Origin of the sequence: Bradyrhizobium sp. NC92, assembly GCF_025200865.1 — a bacterium.
Lineage (GTDB): Bacteria > Pseudomonadota > Alphaproteobacteria > Rhizobiales > Xanthobacteraceae > Bradyrhizobium.
In genome coordinates this window covers 8,168,057-8,185,889 of record NZ_CP104171.1, presented here as the reverse complement: position 1 = coordinate 8,185,889, position 17,833 = coordinate 8,168,057, and the positions used below count along the sequence as shown (strand labels likewise).

Annotated in this window: 17 protein-coding genes; 8 read left to right on the top strand and 9 right to left on the bottom strand. The window is 65.2% G+C overall.

The annotated features are described in order from the left end of the window. Positions 1-11: 11 nt before the first annotated feature. The 3 genes from N2602_RS38060 to N2602_RS38050 form a co-directional block, all read right to left on the bottom strand. Positions 12-1,166 carry an iron-containing alcohol dehydrogenase gene (locus tag N2602_RS38060; protein WP_260381283.1) on the bottom strand — a complete coding sequence of 385 codons (1,155 nt, stop codon included), beginning with the start codon at positions 1,164-1,166 and terminating at the stop codon, positions 12-14. Between the two features lie 330 nt (positions 1,167-1,496). After that, positions 1,497-1,742 carry a PilZ domain-containing protein gene (locus N2602_RS38055; protein WP_027565029.1) on the bottom strand — a complete coding sequence of 82 codons (246 nt, stop codon included), beginning with the start codon at positions 1,740-1,742 and terminating at the stop codon, positions 1,497-1,499. A 329-nt stretch (positions 1,743-2,071) separates the two neighbouring features. Next, entirely contained in the window at positions 2,072-3,412 is a 1,341-nt protein-coding gene (locus tag N2602_RS38050) for a DUF2235 domain-containing protein (RefSeq protein ID WP_260381282.1), read from the bottom strand. A 359-nt stretch (positions 3,413-3,771) separates the two neighbouring features. Here N2602_RS38050 and N2602_RS38045 point away from each other — a divergent pair, with 359 nt between their 5' ends. Continuing rightward, entirely contained in the window at positions 3,772-4,320 is a 549-nt protein-coding gene (locus N2602_RS38045) for a hypothetical protein (protein WP_260381281.1), read from the top strand. A gap of 198 nt (positions 4,321-4,518) precedes the next feature. Here N2602_RS38045 and ftsZ read toward each other — a convergent pair whose 3' ends face one another. The 3 genes from ftsZ to N2602_RS38030 form a co-directional block, all read right to left on the bottom strand. Beyond that, positions 4,519-5,775, bottom strand: a complete 1,257-nt coding sequence (gene ftsZ, locus N2602_RS38040) for a cell division protein FtsZ (protein ID WP_260381280.1) — start codon at positions 5,773-5,775, stop codon at positions 4,519-4,521. A gap of 52 nt (positions 5,776-5,827) precedes the next feature. Next, the gene (locus tag N2602_RS38035) at positions 5,828-6,340 is read right to left on the bottom strand and encodes a hypothetical protein (RefSeq protein WP_260381279.1); all 513 of its coding nucleotides are present in this window, start codon (positions 6,338-6,340) and stop codon (positions 5,828-5,830) included. Positions 6,341-6,432: 92 nt separating this feature from the next. Then, positions 6,433-6,639 (bottom strand): phospholipase effector Tle1 domain-containing protein, encoded by a 207-nt coding sequence (locus N2602_RS38030; RefSeq protein WP_409241880.1) that lies wholly within the window; start codon positions 6,637-6,639, stop codon positions 6,433-6,435. 458 nt (positions 6,640-7,097) lie between these two features. Between N2602_RS38030 and N2602_RS38025 the strand changes: the two genes are divergently transcribed. Beyond that, positions 7,098-7,409, top strand: coding sequence for a DCL family protein (locus tag N2602_RS38025; RefSeq protein WP_260381278.1), 312 nt, complete (start codon positions 7,098-7,100; stop codon positions 7,407-7,409). Between the two features lie 105 nt (positions 7,410-7,514). Here N2602_RS38025 and rpmB read toward each other — a convergent pair whose 3' ends face one another. Further along, positions 7,515-7,823, bottom strand: a complete 309-nt coding sequence (rpmB, locus tag N2602_RS38020) for a 50S ribosomal protein L28 (RefSeq protein ID WP_260381277.1) — start codon at positions 7,821-7,823, stop codon at positions 7,515-7,517. A 506-nt stretch (positions 7,824-8,329) separates the two neighbouring features. Between rpmB and N2602_RS38015 the strand changes: the two genes are divergently transcribed. From N2602_RS38015 to N2602_RS37995, 5 genes are all read left to right on the top strand, one after another. Continuing rightward, a complete protein-coding gene (locus tag N2602_RS38015; RefSeq protein WP_260383807.1) occupies positions 8,330-9,142 on the top strand; it encodes a DUF3108 domain-containing protein in 813 nt (270 codons plus the stop codon). A 683-nt stretch (positions 9,143-9,825) separates the two neighbouring features. Further along, entirely contained in the window at positions 9,826-13,239 is a 3,414-nt protein-coding gene (locus N2602_RS38010; RefSeq protein WP_260381276.1) for a helicase-related protein, read from the top strand. 49 nt (positions 13,240-13,288) lie between these two features. Next, complete coding sequence (locus N2602_RS38005; RefSeq protein ID WP_260381275.1) at positions 13,289-13,513, top strand: S4 domain-containing protein; 225 nt, start codon at positions 13,289-13,291, stop codon at positions 13,511-13,513. Positions 13,514-13,643: 130 nt separating this feature from the next. Beyond that, positions 13,644-13,982 carry a ferredoxin FdxA gene (fdxA, locus tag N2602_RS38000; protein WP_018643465.1) on the top strand — a complete coding sequence of 113 codons (339 nt, stop codon included), beginning with the start codon at positions 13,644-13,646 and terminating at the stop codon, positions 13,980-13,982. A 343-nt stretch (positions 13,983-14,325) separates the two neighbouring features. After that, on the top strand, positions 14,326-15,138 hold the full coding sequence (locus N2602_RS37995; protein WP_260381274.1) for a CarD family transcriptional regulator: 813 nt from the start codon (positions 14,326-14,328) through the stop codon (positions 15,136-15,138). Between the two features lie 86 nt (positions 15,139-15,224). Here the strand turns inward: N2602_RS37995 and N2602_RS37990 are convergent, their stop codons facing one another. Both N2602_RS37990 and N2602_RS37985 read right to left on the bottom strand, forming a co-directional pair. Further along, positions 15,225-16,613 carry an adenylate/guanylate cyclase domain-containing protein gene (locus tag N2602_RS37990; RefSeq protein ID WP_246570952.1) on the bottom strand — a complete coding sequence of 463 codons (1,389 nt, stop codon included), beginning with the start codon at positions 16,611-16,613 and terminating at the stop codon, positions 15,225-15,227. Positions 16,614-16,643: 30 nt separating this feature from the next. Further along, a complete protein-coding gene (locus tag N2602_RS37985; protein ID WP_172786203.1) occupies positions 16,644-17,015 on the bottom strand; it encodes a helix-turn-helix domain-containing protein in 372 nt (123 codons plus the stop codon). A gap of 108 nt (positions 17,016-17,123) precedes the next feature. On the opposite strand from N2602_RS37985, the gene N2602_RS37980 reads away from it, so the two are divergent. Further along, entirely contained in the window at positions 17,124-17,828 is a 705-nt protein-coding gene (locus tag N2602_RS37980; RefSeq protein ID WP_172786202.1) for a glutathione S-transferase family protein, read from the top strand. Positions 17,829-17,833 lie beyond the last annotated feature (5 nt).

Genomic DNA, 17,833 nt, shown 5'->3' with positions numbered 1-17,833 from the left:
CCGGCTTTCGATCAGGCGGCAAGGAGCAGGATCTCGCGCAAATCGGCGGGACCTGAAATTTTGCGCGGGTTGCGCGGGATCCAGTTGGTCCGCATCGCAGCTTCTGCGATCGCATCGAAATGCTCCGGCGCGATGCGTACGTCGCTGAGGCTGCGCGGCATGCCGAGCGAACGGATGAAGGCATCGAGCACGTCGGCGGCGTCACGGCCGGGATAGCCCATGGCGGCCGCGACGATCATCTGCCGCTCGGCATTGTCGCGCGCATTCCAGCGCATCACTGCCGGCAGCATGACGCAGGAGGTGTAGCCGTGCGGCACGTCGAAGGCCCCGCCCAGCACGTAGCCGATGCCGTGGCTCGCGCCCATCGGCACGCCGGCGGCGAGCGCGCCCATCGACAGCCAGGTGCCGATCTGCGCGTCCATCCGCGCATCGAGATCGGATGGGTCGGCCTTCACCCGGGGCAGCGCGTCGGCGAGCATGGCGAGGCCCTTCACCGCTTGCGCATCGGCATAAGGATGCGTCTCGCGCGAGCAGATCGCCTCGACGCAATGGTCGACGGCGCGGATGCCGGTCGACAGGAACAGCCATTCCGGCGTGTGCACGGTGATGGCAGGATCGAGGATGGTCGCGCGCGGCACCGTGAGCGGATGCCGCAGCATCTGCTTCACCTGCGCGGCGCGGTCGGTGACACCCGCGATCGATGAGAACTCGCCGCCGGCGATCGTGGTCGGCACGCTGACCTGCCGCACGATTGGCGCCTTCATCTCGGGCGCGACGCCCTTGCGCACGCGGATGCGGTCGATGCCGCCGATGTCGTCGATGCCGTTGGCCAGGCAGAGCTGCACCGCCTTGGCGCCGTCGGTGATGGAACCGCCGCCGACGGTGACGATCAGGTCCGCGCCCGCCTCGCGAGCCGCTTGAGTGGCCGCGATCACCGCCTCGCGCGGTGTATGGGCCTGCATGGCGTCGAACAGGCCGGCGCAGCGCCGGCCGAGCGCGTGCTTGATCTTCTCGATCTCGTCGGTCTGCCGGTTCAGCGTGCCCGACACCATCAGGAAGGCGCGGCTTGTTCCCAGCCGGTCCATCTGCGCGACGATGGCTTCAGCCGCAGGATGGCCGAACACGACCTCCTCGATCGCGCCGAAAACGACACGTCCCTGGTGCACGCCTGTCCTCCCCGGACAAATCGTTCTTGTTGTTGGGAGGCAATCTAGCCGAGCCCGCCACGTCAGTCATGCGCGAAGACGCTGGCCGGTTTGCAGCGCGGGGGCAGGGCCGTGGCGGCGCCGGCGCGCACGCCTCGTCCTTCGAGACGGCGCTACGCGCCTCCTCAGGATGAGGCTCATCAGCGCCGGTGCCCATCGAAACGGCCGCCGCACACTCCGCCCTCATCCTGAGGAGCCCGCGAAAGCGGGCGTCTCGAAGGATGGCGGCAAGGGAAAGTCTCTCAAATGCGATTCCTGCCACAAAGGCAGGGACGGCCCGCCGCTATTCCCTCAAAACACCACGCCCACGCGCGTGCCGCGCTTCCAGGCGATGCGGCAGCGCTTCTTGGTGTTGACGTGGAGCAGCTCGAAGCGATCGGGAATCTTCACCTGACCGCCGAGATCGACGCAGGCCCCGCCGGGCGAATAGTCGATCAGCGTGCACGGGATTACCGGCGCGCGCGGGTCGGTGATGATCTTGGCCTGGCGTGACACCAGGCCTGCGGGCTTCACACGAACAAACTTGCGCGGATGCATTGGCACGTCTCCTCCAACTCCGCAGGTCTCGCGGCGGGTGATCTGTCCCAATCATGGAAAAGAGATGATGCGATCCCCCTAAGCCGCGCCCGAGAATTTTAACGAAAAGTGTCGGCGAATGGCAAAACTAGCGGTAGCGGAGTGCCCACCCTCCCCTGGAGGGGGAGGGTCGATCGCGCGCAGCGCGAGCGGGGTGGGGTGATCTCTCAACACGGGCAGTGCATCCGCTGAGAGACCGTCACCCCACCCCGTCACGCAATCTCGCTTCGCTCGATCGCGTGCCGACCCTCCCCCTCCAGGGGAGGGTAAGAGCGGCGCGCCCCCGCCACTCACCCCGTCACCCCCTCCACCTCCGCTCCCGCCGCCAGATCCACCCCCGGCGGCACCGGCATCGGCACCGTCACGTAATCCTTCGGCAAATTCACCGGCCGGTAATCCGGCTCCACCGCCATGCGCTTCAGCACGCTCTCATGCACATGCGCGCCTTCGGGGATCAGGCGCGGCTCGCCATCGGGGATGTAGAAGCCGAACCAGACTTTCCGCGCCGGCCATTCCCTATACTTCGCGCTCTTCGGCAAGAGCTCCAGCACGCGCCAGAGCGCCGTCATGGAATCGTGCAGCATGCCGGTTGTCCCGGTATAGGCGGGCTCGACGTATCTGAACGGCGAGTTCTTGCGCTGGATGCCCCAGGCGAGCTGGTTCACCGTGCGCGGGTTGAACTTCAGCCCGGCCTTCTCGGCCTCGTCGATCATCCACAGCAGCGGATATTTGGATTCGCCGCTCTCGGCCTCCGGATAGCCGCCGCCGACGTCGCAATGCACGCCGGCGAACCAGACCTGCAAAATGTCCTGCGGCACCTTCTTCTCGTCGGGCACGTAGCGGTTGCTCCAGAACTCCTGCGGTTCCGCGTACGGCTTCAGGCGGAACATGCGCCGCCGCTCGTCGATCGCGATCGCCTGCCGGAAGATTTTTACGCTCGGATCGCGCAGCGTGAAGGCGAGCTCCTCCAGGCTCGGCAGGTAGAAGCGGTCGGCGCGCGGCACGATCACGCTCGCCACCGTGTCCCAGACGCCGACGAAATGGATGGTCGGCCAGCGCGTCGAGGTGATGCGCGCGAATTGCGCGGCAAGGTCGAATTCGTCCTTCGGCAGCGGCCCGCTCTCGTCGAACACGATGCCCTTGAGGTCCTCGACGTCGTTGCCGCGCCCGCTGCCGGAATATTGCTTGTAGGCGATGAGGCCGCTGCCGGCGAGGTTCGCCTGCTCCGGCGAGATCAGCCCGACCTTGTGGATCAGCCCCGCCAGCACGCGCACCGTGTAGGCGCCGCGCGAAAAGCCGAACAGGTAGATCCTGTCGCCGGGCGCGTAATGCTGAATCAGGAAGCAATAGGACGACAGCACGTTGTCATCGAGCCCGTAGCCGGTGGCGAGCCCCAGCACCAGCTTGATGTTGGCCTTCCAGCGCCCCCAGGTCGACGGCTCCGTCATGGTGCCGACGCCGGGATCGTAAAACACCATCTGCCGCGGCGACGTCTTGTCCGTCTTGCGCAGGCAGCGATAGAGCTTCAGGACGTTGGAGATGTTCTCCGAGATCTCGTTGCCGGTGCCGTCACAGCAGATGACGAGGTTCTTGCCGGCGGGCTTGTGGTCGGAAATGGCTGCGGTCTCCATGGGATGCGCCTCCGGGGAATGCTACCGGGGCGAGTATAGCGGAAAATGTGCGGCAGCGAGGAGAGGAAGGGCTGTCCGGGAAATATGTCGCGGACGGCAAGGCTTTGGCATCGATCAGCCGACCGGCGGGCGACGCCGCCCGCATGCAGCCCCATGGCCGCATCGTCTGTTGACATTAACCCCTTGTTAACCATGCGGTCGCCTAATGCTGACGATGGGGGATCACCATGTCGGCCCATGTGACGCGACGGAAATTGATGCCTGTTTCGGCCGATCCGGCCATCCGGTCGGCGGCGAGGCTGGCGGTTCGCGCCAAGGCCGTCCTACAGGGCAGAACGCCTGTCCTATGGAGCAAAGCCATGTTCGCAAGGGACGACTTAGTGGACAATCTCAGCCGCGATCTCGATCGCGCGCGCGGCAGACGCGATGCGCTCGCATCCGAAGCCACGACCCTGACGGCCCAGATCGCCGAAATCGAAGCCCGCCTTTCGGAGGAGAAGAAAAGGCGGGAGCGTGAGCGCGTCCTGACCGAGATCGAACTGATCAAGACGCGAATCAAGCAAGCCGCCGGCGCGTTCGCACCTGTCGTCGACGGTCTCTCCAGGGCGGTCGAGCAGGCTGCGGCAGTTGTGCCCGAGGCGCGCGAGCTCAACAGTTTCCTGGTGTCGGTGGCGACCGAGATCGACAGCGTGCTCGATCCCCTGCTCCGTGAACTGGATCAGCGCGCGGATGCGGTGCGATCCGGCCACGCAGCGCTGGACTTGCCGAGTTCGGCCGTCGAAGCGCCGCCCGTCGAGCTGCCGAAGGACACCAACGAACGCCTGCTTCGCTTTCCGGCCTGGCTGTCCCGCGACAAGGAAACGGACAAGAAGGAAGCAGCGGAGAAGCCGCACAGCACGGCAGCGTGAAGCCTCGGCGGCTGCGCACGCTCTACGCCGTCATTCCGGGGCGCGCCTCTTGGCGCGAGCTACGGTGCGCAATTGCGCACCTGAGAATCCATCCCTCAACCGCCACTGCGGCCAAATGGATCCTCAGATGCGCAATTGCGCATCATAGCTCGCGACTTCGTCGCGCCCCGGGATGACGATCTATTGTTGGGCCACCGCTCAGTTCGCCGCGCGGCGCAGGAAAGCCGGAATATCGAGAGCGGCCTCGTCGGGCAGATTGCGCGCAGGGGCGCGGCCGTAAGGATCAAGCGGCTGAAGCGCCGCCTGCGGCGCATGGTCCAGACCCGGCCGTGCCGGCGGTCCCACCGGGTGGTGTGGCTGCGGGCGCAGTGGCGGGCTGCCCGCTAGCGCAAGGGGGGCACTGCGCTCGATGCGATCGGCGATGCGGCGGCCGTCGTTGCGCAGCCTGCCGGCGAGCTGGGTGAGGGCGGTTTCCACCGGCTGCGCCTGCGCCGGGTCGAGATTGTCGATACCGGTCGCCACCACCGAGACGCGGACGATGCCCTCTAGGCTTTCGTCGAAGGACGCGCCGACGATGATGTTGGCATCCGGATCGGCCTCGTCGCGAATCCGGGTCGCGGCTTCGTCGACCTCGTACAGCATCAGATCCTTGCCGCCGGTGATGGAGATGATGAGGCCGCTGGCACGCTTGATCGAGGGGTTCTCGATCAGCGGATTGGAGATCGCGGCGACAGCGGCGGCGAGCACGCGCTTCTCGCCGGAGGCCTCGCCCCGTCCCATCATGGCCTTGCCCTTCTCCTTCATCACGGAGAGGACGTCGGCAAAATCGAGATTGATCAGGCCTTCCTTGACGATGAGGTCGCTGATGCAGGCCACGCCCGAATAAAGCACCTGGTCGGCAAGGGCGAAGGCATCGGCGAACGTGGTCTTCTCGCTGGCCACCCGGAACAGGTTCTGGTTTGGGATGATCAAGAGGGTGTCGACCGTCTTCAGCAGCTCCTCGATGCCGGCTTCGGCAAAGCGCATGCGGCGCTGGCCCTCGAAGTAGAACGGCTTCGTGACCACGCCGATGGTGAGGATGCCGAGCTCGCGCGCGATTCTGGCGACGACGGGTGCAGCCCCGGTGCCGGTGCCGCCGCCCATGCCTGAAGTCACGAACACCATGTGCGCGCCGGTCAATTGCTCGCGGATCGTGTCGATCGCCTCTTCGGCGGCGGCGCGTCCCAGTTCCGGCTGCGAGCCGGCGCCGAGGCCCGCGGTCACCTTCGTGCCGAGCTGGATGAGGCGCTTCGCCTTCGACATCGCCAGCGCCTGCGCGTCGGTGTTGGCGACCACGAACTCGACCCCTTGCAGCCCGGCCGTGATCATGTTGTTGACGGCATTGCCGCCGGCGCCGCCGACGCCGAACACGACGATGCGGGCCTTCATTTCATGGATATCGGTATTGCCAGTCATGCTTCCCTCGCGATTGCTCCGGCAAGCCGGGGGTTAAAGAAAGTCTCGCGTGCTAGCTGCGGGCCGCCCGGTCTGCTTGCACGATGAAGGCGGCCAGATGCCCCAACCGGCGCGCCGCGTGTCCCGCGATCGAGCCGCCAGGGCGGCGATCGCTCCGCAGCGCCGCCACTTCGTCTTCCAGTCGTGCCGCCCATGCATTCGCGGCCGTCGTCTCGGCGGCCGCCTGCGTCAGCTCGACGGCGAGGCGATCGGCACGCTCGCGCTCGCGCTCGAACACGACCCTGTAGGCGGTTGCGACGGATTCGAGCCGCGCGATCTCCGCCTTGAAGACTTCGGTCTTGACCGCCTCGATCCTGGCCAGGGAGGCCGCGATGGGATCTGCCCGGCGGGCGCGTCGCGGGCGGGGCGTGTAGCGGAGCTCGGCGAGATCGACGCTCACCACCGCCTTGCCGTCGTCCGACCGCGAGCGCGGCAACCGGCGACGCCGCGCCAGTGCCCGCGCGGCCTCGCGCGAGACATTGAGGCGGGCACCGAGATCGGCATACGTCAACAACTCAACGCACATCGGCGCTTCTCCTGGAGCGAACCGGGAAGGCATTTCGAGCTAATGATGGCTGGACGATTACCGCAGGCTAGGGTGCGTTGGTTAATGGACGGTTAACGCGCGCGGGGGGTGTTTACGGGTGGGGCTGCGGTGCCGGCCGCGGAGACGTAGGGCACCATCTGCCGCGGCTGCATCTTGTCCGGCTGACGCAGGCAGCGATGGAGCTTCAGGACGTTGGAGATGTTCTGCGAGGTCTCGTTGCCGGTCCCGTCGCAGCAGATGACGAGATTCTTGTGGTCGGGCTTGGCTGCGGTCTCCATGGGATGCGCCTCCTGGAGATGCTACCGGAGCGAGTATAGCGGAAAAAGCGAGTATGGCGGAAAAGAGGTGCAGGGACCATCGTCCGAGAATTCGGTTACCCAACAAACCTTCCAATAGCGAGGTGCCGATATTACTCGCGTCCTTCGATCACTCGCCAAGGCGGCCAAGTCATCTGCCAGCTCTTGCTCAAATGCTGCATCCGTAACGCGGTCTCTGACAGGGCCGCTGAGAAATATGTCAAACTCCTCGACTTCCAGCAGCTGTAAGCCGCGCCAAGTCGGTTCGTCTGGGGTTGGGTAGCATTTCGCAAACTTCATAGAAATCGGCATATCAATACCCGGCCGGGCGGAGCGGCCTTCTAATCAACCGTATTCATAATTGAAACATTTCGCTTAAAGGGAGACTATAATGGATATTTCTCTAATAAGCTGTGTAGACATTTGGACGAGAGGATACTGTGTCGAAGGGCCAGCCGATCAAGATTGCGACTAGACAGTTTACGAAGAAGGGTGATGCGGTCGCTTTTTTCAGGGCCATGTTGAATCGCTACAAGCCGGGCGAACGTGTGAGCGATGAGGACGGCAAAGACTTGGCCGCCCTGCTCAGACGACACCCAGATGCCGAGGATAAGATCGGTCCGGGTATCAATCATTTCGAGGTCATGTCGGCCGACTACAACACCCAGTGCTTTTGGGTCGTTAGATCAGACGAAACAATCGAGCGCTTCTCTTTCGTGGCGTGTTTAGGCGCAGAAAGTAGGGACGGCTAAAACAAAAACGGCCGGATCTTCCGATCCGGCCGCTACTCAAACTCTTACTCGGCTAAGCCTACGCCACGCGACGCAACTTAGCCCCCGCCCTTATTCTAAAAAATCTCAGCTCGCCTGCTTCGCCGGCGCCGTGTCGCCGACCTTCTTCTGGATGGCGCGCTTCAGCTCGACCGCGCGCGGGGAGAGCGCATCGGCATTGGCCTTGAGCAGGTAGGCATCGAGGCCGCCATTGTGGTCGACGCTCTTGATCGCGTTGGTGGAGACGCGCAGGCGCACGTTGCGGCCCAGCGCTTCCGAGATGAACGTCACGTTGACGAGGTTCGGCAGGAAGCGGCGCTTGGTCTTGATGTTGGAGTGGCTGACCTTGTGGCCGACGAGGGGGCCCTTGGCCGTCAGTTCGCAGCGGCGAGACATGGCATAAATCCTTTAGTTCGAACCCCCAACGAGTGCGGCCGCCATTCAGGCGCCACGGGGGCAAATTCTTTCGTCCTTGCAGGGAGCGGGCGGACGTATAGGGGGGAAGGGGCCCTGCGTCAAGTTTTTGGGTGGCGATCTCGTGCCCCACAACAGGTGTCATCGCCCGGCTTGACCGGGCGATCCAGTACCCCGCGGCGGCGCGGCTGACCAGAGGCGCTGCGGCGTACTGGATGCCCCGCCTTCGCGGGGCATGACAGCGGCCCCCGTTACCGCCCGATCACCAAAACGGCAATGATTGTCGCGCCTTACCATCACATAAAGGGCGTATTCGCCGTCGAAGAGTCCGGTGGAGTTCCCGGGGCGGGATGCCCCGACACATTGTTTGCCGCCGTTTTTGGCTTAAGTAACTGCGCATCGCGCCCCGATTGGATTGTTTCGTGCCGATAACGCTTCATTTTGCGCAGAATCTGCGCTTCGCCCGACCGCGTCTGGCCGGCCGGCTGATGGCGCTTTGCGGCCTGGTGCTGGCATTGGCGGCGGGCGCGACGCCGGCGGCGGCGCAGGGCAAGCTCGAGGCGCAATATGAGGCGACGCTGGCGGGCATTTCCGTCGGCAAGGGCGCCTGGAACATCGATATTCAGGACGACGTGTTCTCGGCGGCGGCCGCCGGCGGCACTAGCGGGCTTTTGAAGTCGTTCACGGGCGGGTCCGGCACCGGCGCCAGCCAGGGGCGCGTGGTCAACGGCGCGCTGGTTGCGACCGGCTACCAGGCCTCCACCACCACCCAGAAGAAGACCGAAGAGATCCGCATCACCCTCGACAAGGGCAATGTGAAGGATTTTGCCATTCTGCCGGAGCCGCCGGTCGATCCTGATCGTATCGTCGTCACCGAGGCGCATCGCCGCGGCGTGTGGGATCCGATGACGGCCTCGCTGCTGCGCGTGCCCGGCACCGGCGATCCCGTTGCGCCCGAGGCCTGCCACAACGCCGCGCCCGTGTTCGACGGCCGCATGCGCTACGAGCTCAAGCTCGATTTCAAGCGCATGGAGACCGTGAAGGCGGAGAAGGGGTACAAGGGCCCGGTCGTGGTCTGCGCGATCTATTTCGTGCCGATCGCCGGCTACATCCCCGATCGCCCCGTGATCAAATACCTCGCCGCCCAGCGCAACATGGAAATCGCGTTCGCCCCCATCGCCGGCACGCGCATCCTGGTCCCGTTCTGGCTGAAAGTGCCGACCCCGCTCGGCCCGGCCATGCTGGAAGCGACGAGCTTCATCACCGCCCCCCAGCCGCCAAGGGTGGCGAAGACGCAGTAAGTTTCTCCGTCATTCCGGGGCGCGCCCCTTGGCGCGAACCCGGAATCCATCAGGCCGCAGAGACGGTTGCGCGATGGATTTCCGGGTTCGCGACTGCGTCGCGCCCCGGAACGACGAGGGTTCGGCGGAGGCTAAGCAATATCAATCACTTACCTACTGTGCATGGGGTTGTTTTCGCACTTTGTGTTTTGACGGCCCTCATCCGGGAATCCATTTGACTCCTCCCCGATTCTGATTCGACTCAGCCTCATCCCCAGCTTTAACCACCCCGGTCGCTTGTGCGCCTCCGCAAAACTCCATCTAGTGCGCAACCAACACGAGTCCCGCGACATGTTGCGTGAACGGAACGGGACTCAATAGGGAGTCAGCGATTCGGCCGCGATTCGTTCTAGAGTCGTTCCGAAGCTTAAAGCGAACGGGAAAAGCGTCGCAAAGTGAAACAGTTGCGCGGGATTTGGGGAGGGCGCTCCCACACCCTCGGTGTGCCCCTCACCCTGAGGAGGCCGCGCAAGCGGCCGTCTCGAAGGGCGAGGGGCTTGGCTTGCCCAGCAGCACCAGCCGGGCCTTCATCCTTCGAGACGCGCTGACGCGCTCCTTAAGGATGAGGAACGAAGAGCAAGCCCCCTCACCGCCCCATACAGCACTGACATTCGCCCCAATCGCCATTACCTAATCCCCCAGACATGGCTTTTTCCTCCTCTCCCTTCGCCTCCGAGCGCGCACCCGGTGCGGGCGTCACTGCGGTGCTCGGTCCGACCAACACCGGCAAGACCCATCTCGCCATCGAGCGGATGCTGGCGCATCCCTCAGGGCTGATCGGCCTGCCGCTGCGCCTGCTCGCGCGCGAGGTCTACAACAAGATCGCCGACCGCGCCGGCGAGGCCAGCGTCGCGCTCGTCACCGGCGAGGAGAAGATCAAGCCGAAGAATCCGCGCTATTGGGTCTCGACCGTCGAGGCGATGCCGCGGGATCTCGACGTCTCCTTCCTCGCCGTCGACGAGGTCCAGATCGCCGCCGATCTCGAACGCGGCCACGTCTTCACCGATCGCATCCTCAACCGCCGCGGCCGCGACGAGACGCTGCTCTTGGGCGCCGCCACCATGCGCCCGATCATCGAGCGCCTGTTGCCGGGCGTCTCCATGATCACGCGGCCCAGATTGTCGCAGCTCGAGTTCGCCGGCGACCGCAAGATCACGCGCCAGCCGCGCCGCACCGCCATCGTCGCGTTCTCCGCGGATGAAGTCTATGCGATTGCCGAGCTGATCCGCCGCCAGCACGGCGGCGCCGCCGTGGTGCTGGGCTCGCTGTCGCCGCGCACACGAAACGCGCAAGTCGCGATGTTCCAGAACGGCGACGTCGATTATCTCGTCGCCACCGACGCCGTCGGCATGGGCCTCAATCTCGACGTCGACCACGTCGCCTTTGCCTCCGACCGCAAGTTCGACGGCTACCAGTTCCGCCGCCTGACGCCGTCCGAGTTCGCGCAGATTGCGGGCCGCGCCGGCCGCGCCACCCGCAACGGCACCTTCGGCACCACGGGCCGCTGTGCGCCGTTCGAGCCCGAGCTCGTCAATGCGCTGCAGAACCACACCTTCGATGCCGTGAAGGTGCTGCAATGGCGCAATTCGAAGCTGGATTTCTCCTCGCTCGGCGCACTCCAGGTCTCGCTGAACCTCGCCCCCGGCCACGAGACGCTGACGCGCGCGCCGATCGCGGAGGACATGCGCGTGCTCGATCACGCCGCCCGCGACGGCGAGGTGCGCGATATCGCGCATGGCAAGGCCGCCGTGGAGCGCCTGTGGGAAGCCTGCCAGGTCCCGGACTACAGAAAGCTGTCGCCGGCCGCCCATGCCGAGCTGGTGACGACGCTGTACGGCTTCCTGATGCGCAAGGGCTGCATTCCCGATGCCTGGTTCGAGTCCCAGGTCACCCAGGCCGACCGCATCGACGGCGATATCGACACGCTGTCGGCCCGAATCGCCCAGATCCGCACCTGGACCTTCGTCGCCAACCGCCCGGACTGGCTGAAAGACCCCGAGCGCTGGCAGGGGATCACGCGGGAGGTCGAAAATAAATTATCGGATGCGCTCCATGAACGCTTGACTGAGCGTTTCGTTGATCGCCGGACCAGTGTATTGATGCGCCGCCTGCGGGAGAACACGAGCTTGAATACTGAAATCGGCAAGACCGGCGAAGTCATCGTCGAAGGCCATGTCATCGGCCGCCTCGATGGCTTCACCTTTGCACCGGATGCGGCGGAAGCCGGCTCCGATGCGAAAGCCTTGCAGGCTGCAGCGCAAGCGGTGCTCGCCGGCGAGATCAACGCGCGCGCCGAAAAGCTGGGCAATGCGCCGGACGAGCAGTTCGTGCTGACGTCCGAAGGCATCATCCGCTGGACCGGCGATGCGGTGGCGCGGCTCGCCGCCGCAGACGACGCGCTGCATCCGCGCATCCGCATCATCTCGGACGAGCGCCTGACCGGCGCCCCCCGCGACAAGGTGCAGGCGCGGCTCGAGCTCTGGCTCAAGACCCATATCGAAAAGCTGCTCGGGCCGATGTTCGAGCTGTCGAAGGCCGAGGACGTCACCGGCATTGCCCGCGGCATCGCCTATCAGCTGGTCGAGGCGCTCGGCGTGCTCGAGCGTCCGAAGATTGCCAGCGAGCTGAAGGATCTCGATCAGCCCTCGCGCGCGACCTTGCGCAAATACGGCGTCCGCTTCGGCGCCTATCACCTCTATTTCCCCGGCCTGCTCAAGCCCGCCGCGCGTGCGCTCGCCGCGCTGCTCTGGGCGCTGAAGCAGGACAATGTCGATCTGTCCGCGCTCTCGGGCGCGCAGCATCTGGCCTCCTCGGGGCGCACCTCGTTCCCGGTCGACAAGGCGCTGCCGCGCGATGCCTATCGCGTGCTCGGCTACAAGCAGGCCGGCGAGCGCGCCGTGCGCGTCGACATCCTGGAGCGCCTCGCCGACCTGATCCGCCCGGCGCTGGCCTGGCGCGAGAATTCGCCGGGCGAAAAGCCCGCCGGCGCGTTCGACGGCCGCAGCTTCGTGGTGACGCAGGCGATGACCTCGCTCACGGGATCTGCCGGCGAGGATTTTGCCTCCGTGCTGCGCGCGCTCGGCTATCGCATGGAGAAGCGCCCGCCGCTGCCGGTGAAGCCTGTCGTGACCGAGCAGGTCGTCACCGAGACCGTCGCGGCCGAGACGCCGCCCGTTGAAGGCAGTGCTGAGACCTCGACCGAGGCTGCGGCTGAAGCCGTTGCCGGCCTGCCGATTGAAGCGCCGGCCGCTGAGGCCGCCGCCGAAGCCGTCACGGTCGAAGACGCGCCCGGCATGGAGCCGCACGACGAGCCCGCCCCTGAGGAGGCCCAAGAGGAGCCGGCGCTGGAAGCTTCAGAAGCGCCCGTCACGCCCGAAGACGCCCCCGGCATCGCGCCGCCTGCAGAAGAGGCTGCAACGTCCGTCGAGGCTGTCGGGCTCGAAGCCGCTGCCGCCGAGACCGCAGCCACCGAAGCTGCCGCTTCGCCCGATGCTGCCGCGCCGGTCGAAGCCGCGGCGACACCCGCCGAGCCCGAGCTCGTCGAGGTCTGGCGTCCCGGCGGCCGTCACGAGGATCGCAAGCCGCGCCACGAGCGCCATCGTCACCAGCGCCACCACAACCAGCGTCCGCAGGCCGGCGCTGAGGCCGCCGGTGCGCCTGCTGAAGGCGAGGCTGCGCAGTCGGCCGACGGCGAGAAGCGCGGCGAACGCGATCGTCATGGCGGCCATCGCCGCGATTTCCGCAAGCCGCGTGAAGGCGGCGAGGGCGGTGAGCGCCGCGACGACCGCAATCGCAGCTTCCAGGGCAAGGGCGACCGCGACAAGGATCGCGATCGCAACCGCGACAACAAGAAGTTCGGCGGAGATCGCGACAAGGGCCGCGACAATCGTGGCCGCGACCGTGACAAGGGCCGTGACCGCCGAGATCGCGAGTCCGGTCCGTCGCTGCGTCCCTACGCCTCGAGCGCGAACCCGCGCGAGCGCGATCGTCCGATCGATCCGAACTCGCCTTTCGCCAAGCTCGCCGCGCTGAAAGAGCAGCTGGGGCGCAAGGAGTAACCCCACGACAGAGCGGCAGCGCATCGACAAATGGCTGTGGCACGCGCGGGTGGTGAAGGCGCGCACCTCCGCGGCCGAGCTCGTCGTCACCGGCCATGTCCGCGTCAACGGCGTGCGCGAGACATCGCCGGGCCACGCGATCAAGGCCGGTGATGTCCTTACCATCGCGCTCGATCGCACGGTGCGCGTGCTGAAGGTCACCGCCTTCAACGAGCGCCGTGGCGATGCCGCCTCGGCTCGCGTGCTCTACGAGGAGCTCGGGACGCGCAATTAATTGCGCCTGGTATTCATTTCTTGATCGGTCAAACACACAAAGCCGTCATGATCGGGCCTTCCCGACCTTGCGGCGCCGGGCCATCCGCGCTAGGCAAGCCGCGACTTTTAAGAGCTTTTCGGAGCGTTGGATGACTTACGTCGTCACTGAAAACTGCATCAAGTGCAAGTACACCGATTGCGTCGAGGTCTGCCCGGTCGACTGCTTCTACGAAGGCGACAACATGCTCGTCATCCATCCCGACGAGTGCATCGATTGCGGCGTGTGCGAGCCGGAATGCCCCGCCGACGCGATCAAGCCGGACACGGAACCGGGGCTGGAAAAGTGGCTCCAGGTCAACGCCGATTACGCCAAGAGCTGGCCGAACATCACCCAGAAGAAAGAATCACCCGCCGACGCCAAGGAATTCGACGGCATGGAGGGCAAGTTCGAGAAATATTTTTCTCCGAACCCGGGCTCCGGAGACTAATTCGCGCCCAAACTTAACCCTAATAGCGGCGCTGCCGCCGAAAACCAGCCCTCAAGACCCCTAAATCATTGATTTTTGCGGGAAATGTGCTATATTGGGCACATTAAGCCGAACCCCGTCAGCCCGTTGGCCCCTCTGGGTTCCCGTGAAACCAAATGTCGAACAGGGGCGTGGCAGTTTCCGCGCGCAGGCTGTGTCACAGAAAACGCGTAAAAAGAGTACTTCAGCGAGGGCTTCCCATAAGGAGGCCAAAAAAGTCGCCGCGGCCAGCCGTAGCGCATCCAAGGGTCGGACCGCGACGAAGGCGCCGGCTGCAAAGTCCTCGAAGAACAAAAGAAGCGCAATGCCTAACAAGACTGCCAAACCGGCCGCGAAAGCGACCGCTGCCAAGCCTGCTGCCGCCAAGCCTGTGACTGCCAAGGCCCCCGTTGCCAAGCCCGCCGCGCCGAAGGCTCCCGTTGCTGCTGCGCCCGCCAAGGCTCCCGTCGCCGCCAAGCCGGCCGCCAAGCCCGCGGCTGCGCCGAAGGTCGAGGAAAAGAAGGTCGTGACCCAGCGTCAGGGCTTCAAGGCCAATGAATTCGTGGTCTATCCCGCTCACGGCGTCGGCCAGATCCTGGCCATCGAGGAGCAGGAGATCGCCGGTGCGAAGCTCGAGCTGTTCGTCATCAACTTCATCAAGGACAAGATGACGCTGCGCGTGCCGACCGCCAAGGTCGCCAATGTCGGCATGCGCAAGCTGTCCGATCCGGCGCTGGTCAAGAAGGCGCTGGAGACGCTCAAGGGCCGTGCCCGCGTCAAGCGCACCATGTGGTCGCGCCGCGCCCAGGAATACGAAGCGAAGATCAACTCGGGCGACATCGTCGCGATCGCGGAAGTCGTGCGCGACCTCTATCGCTCGGAATCGCAGCCCGAGCAGTCCTACTCGGAACGCCAGCTTTATGAAGCGGCGCTCGACCGCCTCTCCCGCGAGATCGCGGTGGTGCAGCACTCGACCGAGACCGAAGCGGTCAAGGAGATCGAGGCCCAGCTTGCCAAGAGCCCGCGGCGCACCAACGCCAAGGCGGAAGCCGCTGACGGCGAAGCCGACACGGATGCCGAGGGCGATACCGACGATACCGATGGCGACGACAGCACCGTCGCCGACGAGGCCGCGTAAGCAGCTTCGTTCTGCGCAAGCCATCAAAAGCCCGGCCGAATGGCCGGGCTTTTTGTTTGGCTTCCTGCCGCAGCGGGGAGTTCGCTCTACGCGCCGCGCGGCTGGGTCCAGATCGAGATCGGCTGCTGAATTCCGCGCACCGCCTGCGGCTCTCGCGCCTCCAATGACTGAAACGTTGCGGCCGCGCCGCCAAGCTCGGCCTTCGCCTGGCTGACGAGATCGTCGCTTGCCACCAGCGCGCAATCGAGGGTGCGGGTCAGGGCTTCGAGACGGCTGGCCACGTTGACGGTCGCGCCGATCACGGCGAATTCCAGACAGGTCTGCCCGAGGTCGCCGAGCACCACCGGCCCATAATGCAAGCCGAAGCTCACGCGCAGCTTTGGCTCGCCTGATGCTGCGCGCCGATCGCTCCAACGGTCCGCCGCGGCGATCATCGCCTGGGCACATCGCAGCGCGTTGCTGGCGTCGCGCTCGCCCGCGAAGGGCGTGCCGAACGTCGCCATCAATCCGTCCCCGAGATATTTGTCGAGCGTGCCGCTGTGGCGGAAAACCTCCTGCTCCATCAATCCGTGGAATTCGCGCAACGTTCGCACCACCTCCTGCGGCGAGCGCGCGTCGGCAAAGGCGGTGAAGCCGACGATGTCGACGAACAGCACCGCGACGTGTTGCGTGCGCACCTGCTTCAGCGGCTCGTCCTGCTGCGACAATTCCGCCACGACATTGGGCGAGAAGTAGCGTGCGAGGTTGCCGCGCTCGCGCTCCACCGCGGCATGGCGGATCAAGAGGTCGTTGCTGCGGCGGACCGCGAGCGCCAACGTCATGGCCACGATCATGAATACGACGATCTCCTGGATGCGAATGTGGAATCCGATCTCGCTGGGCGAGATCATCGCCAACAAGCGCTGATCGCTGCCTGCCGCGGCCGCGATGCGGGCCGTCAGCGCAGGATCGCGATCGGGTTGCCACCACACCCAGGCCATGCCGATGATCCAGAGCGTAGCCGTCCAGCCGCCGACCGCAATGACGGTCCGCCAGGTATAGGCCAGCGTGGCGCCTGCGAGCAGCACGAAGAAATAGATGAAGTTACCGAAATGGTACTGCATCGCGACCGGCCAATGCGAGGCTCCGAACGGATTGGGAATCACGATGACGCATGTCAGCAGCGCCAAGTCGCAAAACAGGAGTGCCAATTCCGGCCGTGACACGCCCACCCGTCCAACCCTGACCTGGGCCCAGCCGATCAGCGCGAACAAGCCGAGCAGCGCCACGTAATAGAGCTGCTCCCAGGCCGGGTTGATCATCAGCAGCAGGCAGGCAATGACGACGAGGGCGACATAGCGCGCCCGTACCGCGAGTTGCAGGCCTTCCCGCTTGGCGGACGTCAGCGCGGCCTGCGCGAACTGAACTGTTTCGGCGTCGCGCTTGCTCGGCGCCGACGAAAGCGCAGCCGGCAGGTTGAATCGCTCGACGAGCATTGTCACGGCAGTCTCCTCACTTGGGCCTTTTCAAGTCCGCTGCGTCCTTGCCGAGACGCCGATCTCGCCGGGACGGCCTTCTCCGTCAGCCGCGGCCGCAACCGACGTCCACCAGTTGCCCAAGGCATCGATCAATGGCACGAGCGCATGACCGGCGGACGTCAGATCGTACTCGACGCGCAGCGGATATCCGCCGAATTCAGTGCGGCTTACGATGCCGGCGTCCTCCAGCTTGCGGAGCTCGAGTGCGAGCATTCTGTGTGAAATGGTCGGATTGTCGCGGCGCAAGTCGCTGAAGCGCTTGGTGCCCTGCTTCAAATAATAGATGAGCAGCGTCGGCCAGCGACCGCTCAGGACCTGCATCACTTCCTCGATGGGGCATCTCGACACGAGATCCTTCATCGGCGCCTCCAGGTTACAAAAAAGTTCGTAATTTACTCGACGCGGCGAGCGACTAGGGTCGCATCACCGCTGCGCAGCGTGATCATCAGAAATCACGGAGAATGGATCATGGACCCAATTCTACTCTACGGCTTCCCGAAGGGAAGCTCCATGGGGCTCGTCGCGGCGCTCGAATGGCTGGGCAAGCCATATCGGATGTGCCGGGTCGACATGATGGGCGAGATGCGAAGCCCGTCATACGCCCGCATCAATCCGCGACATGAGACGCCGGTGTTCGTCACCGAGCAGGGCGAGGTGCTGACGGAAACGATGGCGATCGCGGCCTGGTTAGAGGCCAGGGATGTCGAACGGCGCATCAGCTTCGATCCCTCGTCGCGGCAAGCCGATCGCATGCATCAGCTCATGGCGTTCGTGAATACCGGTTTCACCGCCGCCTTCGCGCCGCTGTGGGCCGCATTGGAAGCCGAAGCCATGCAGCCCGCGACGAAGTCCGCCCTGCGCGCCTTTGGCACAGCAAGGGTCATCGAGCGCCATGACAAACTCGAAGCGATGATCGAATCGCGGCAATTTCTGATCGGGGAGCGGCCGACGCTGGCCGACGCCGTGCTTGTCGGCGTCGCGCGCTGGCTCGACTTCCACGCGGTTGCGGAGAGGAGCCGCTGGCCGAAGCTGGCGGCACTGCGGGCTCGCCTCGAAGCCGATCCCGCGGTCCTCTACGCCACCGCTCTGGAGGACGGCGGCTCTGATCCGGGAACGGGATCGTGCAAAGGCCACGTCGCGCTTGACGAATTGATCGCGCGGTTCGGCAAATAAGGGCC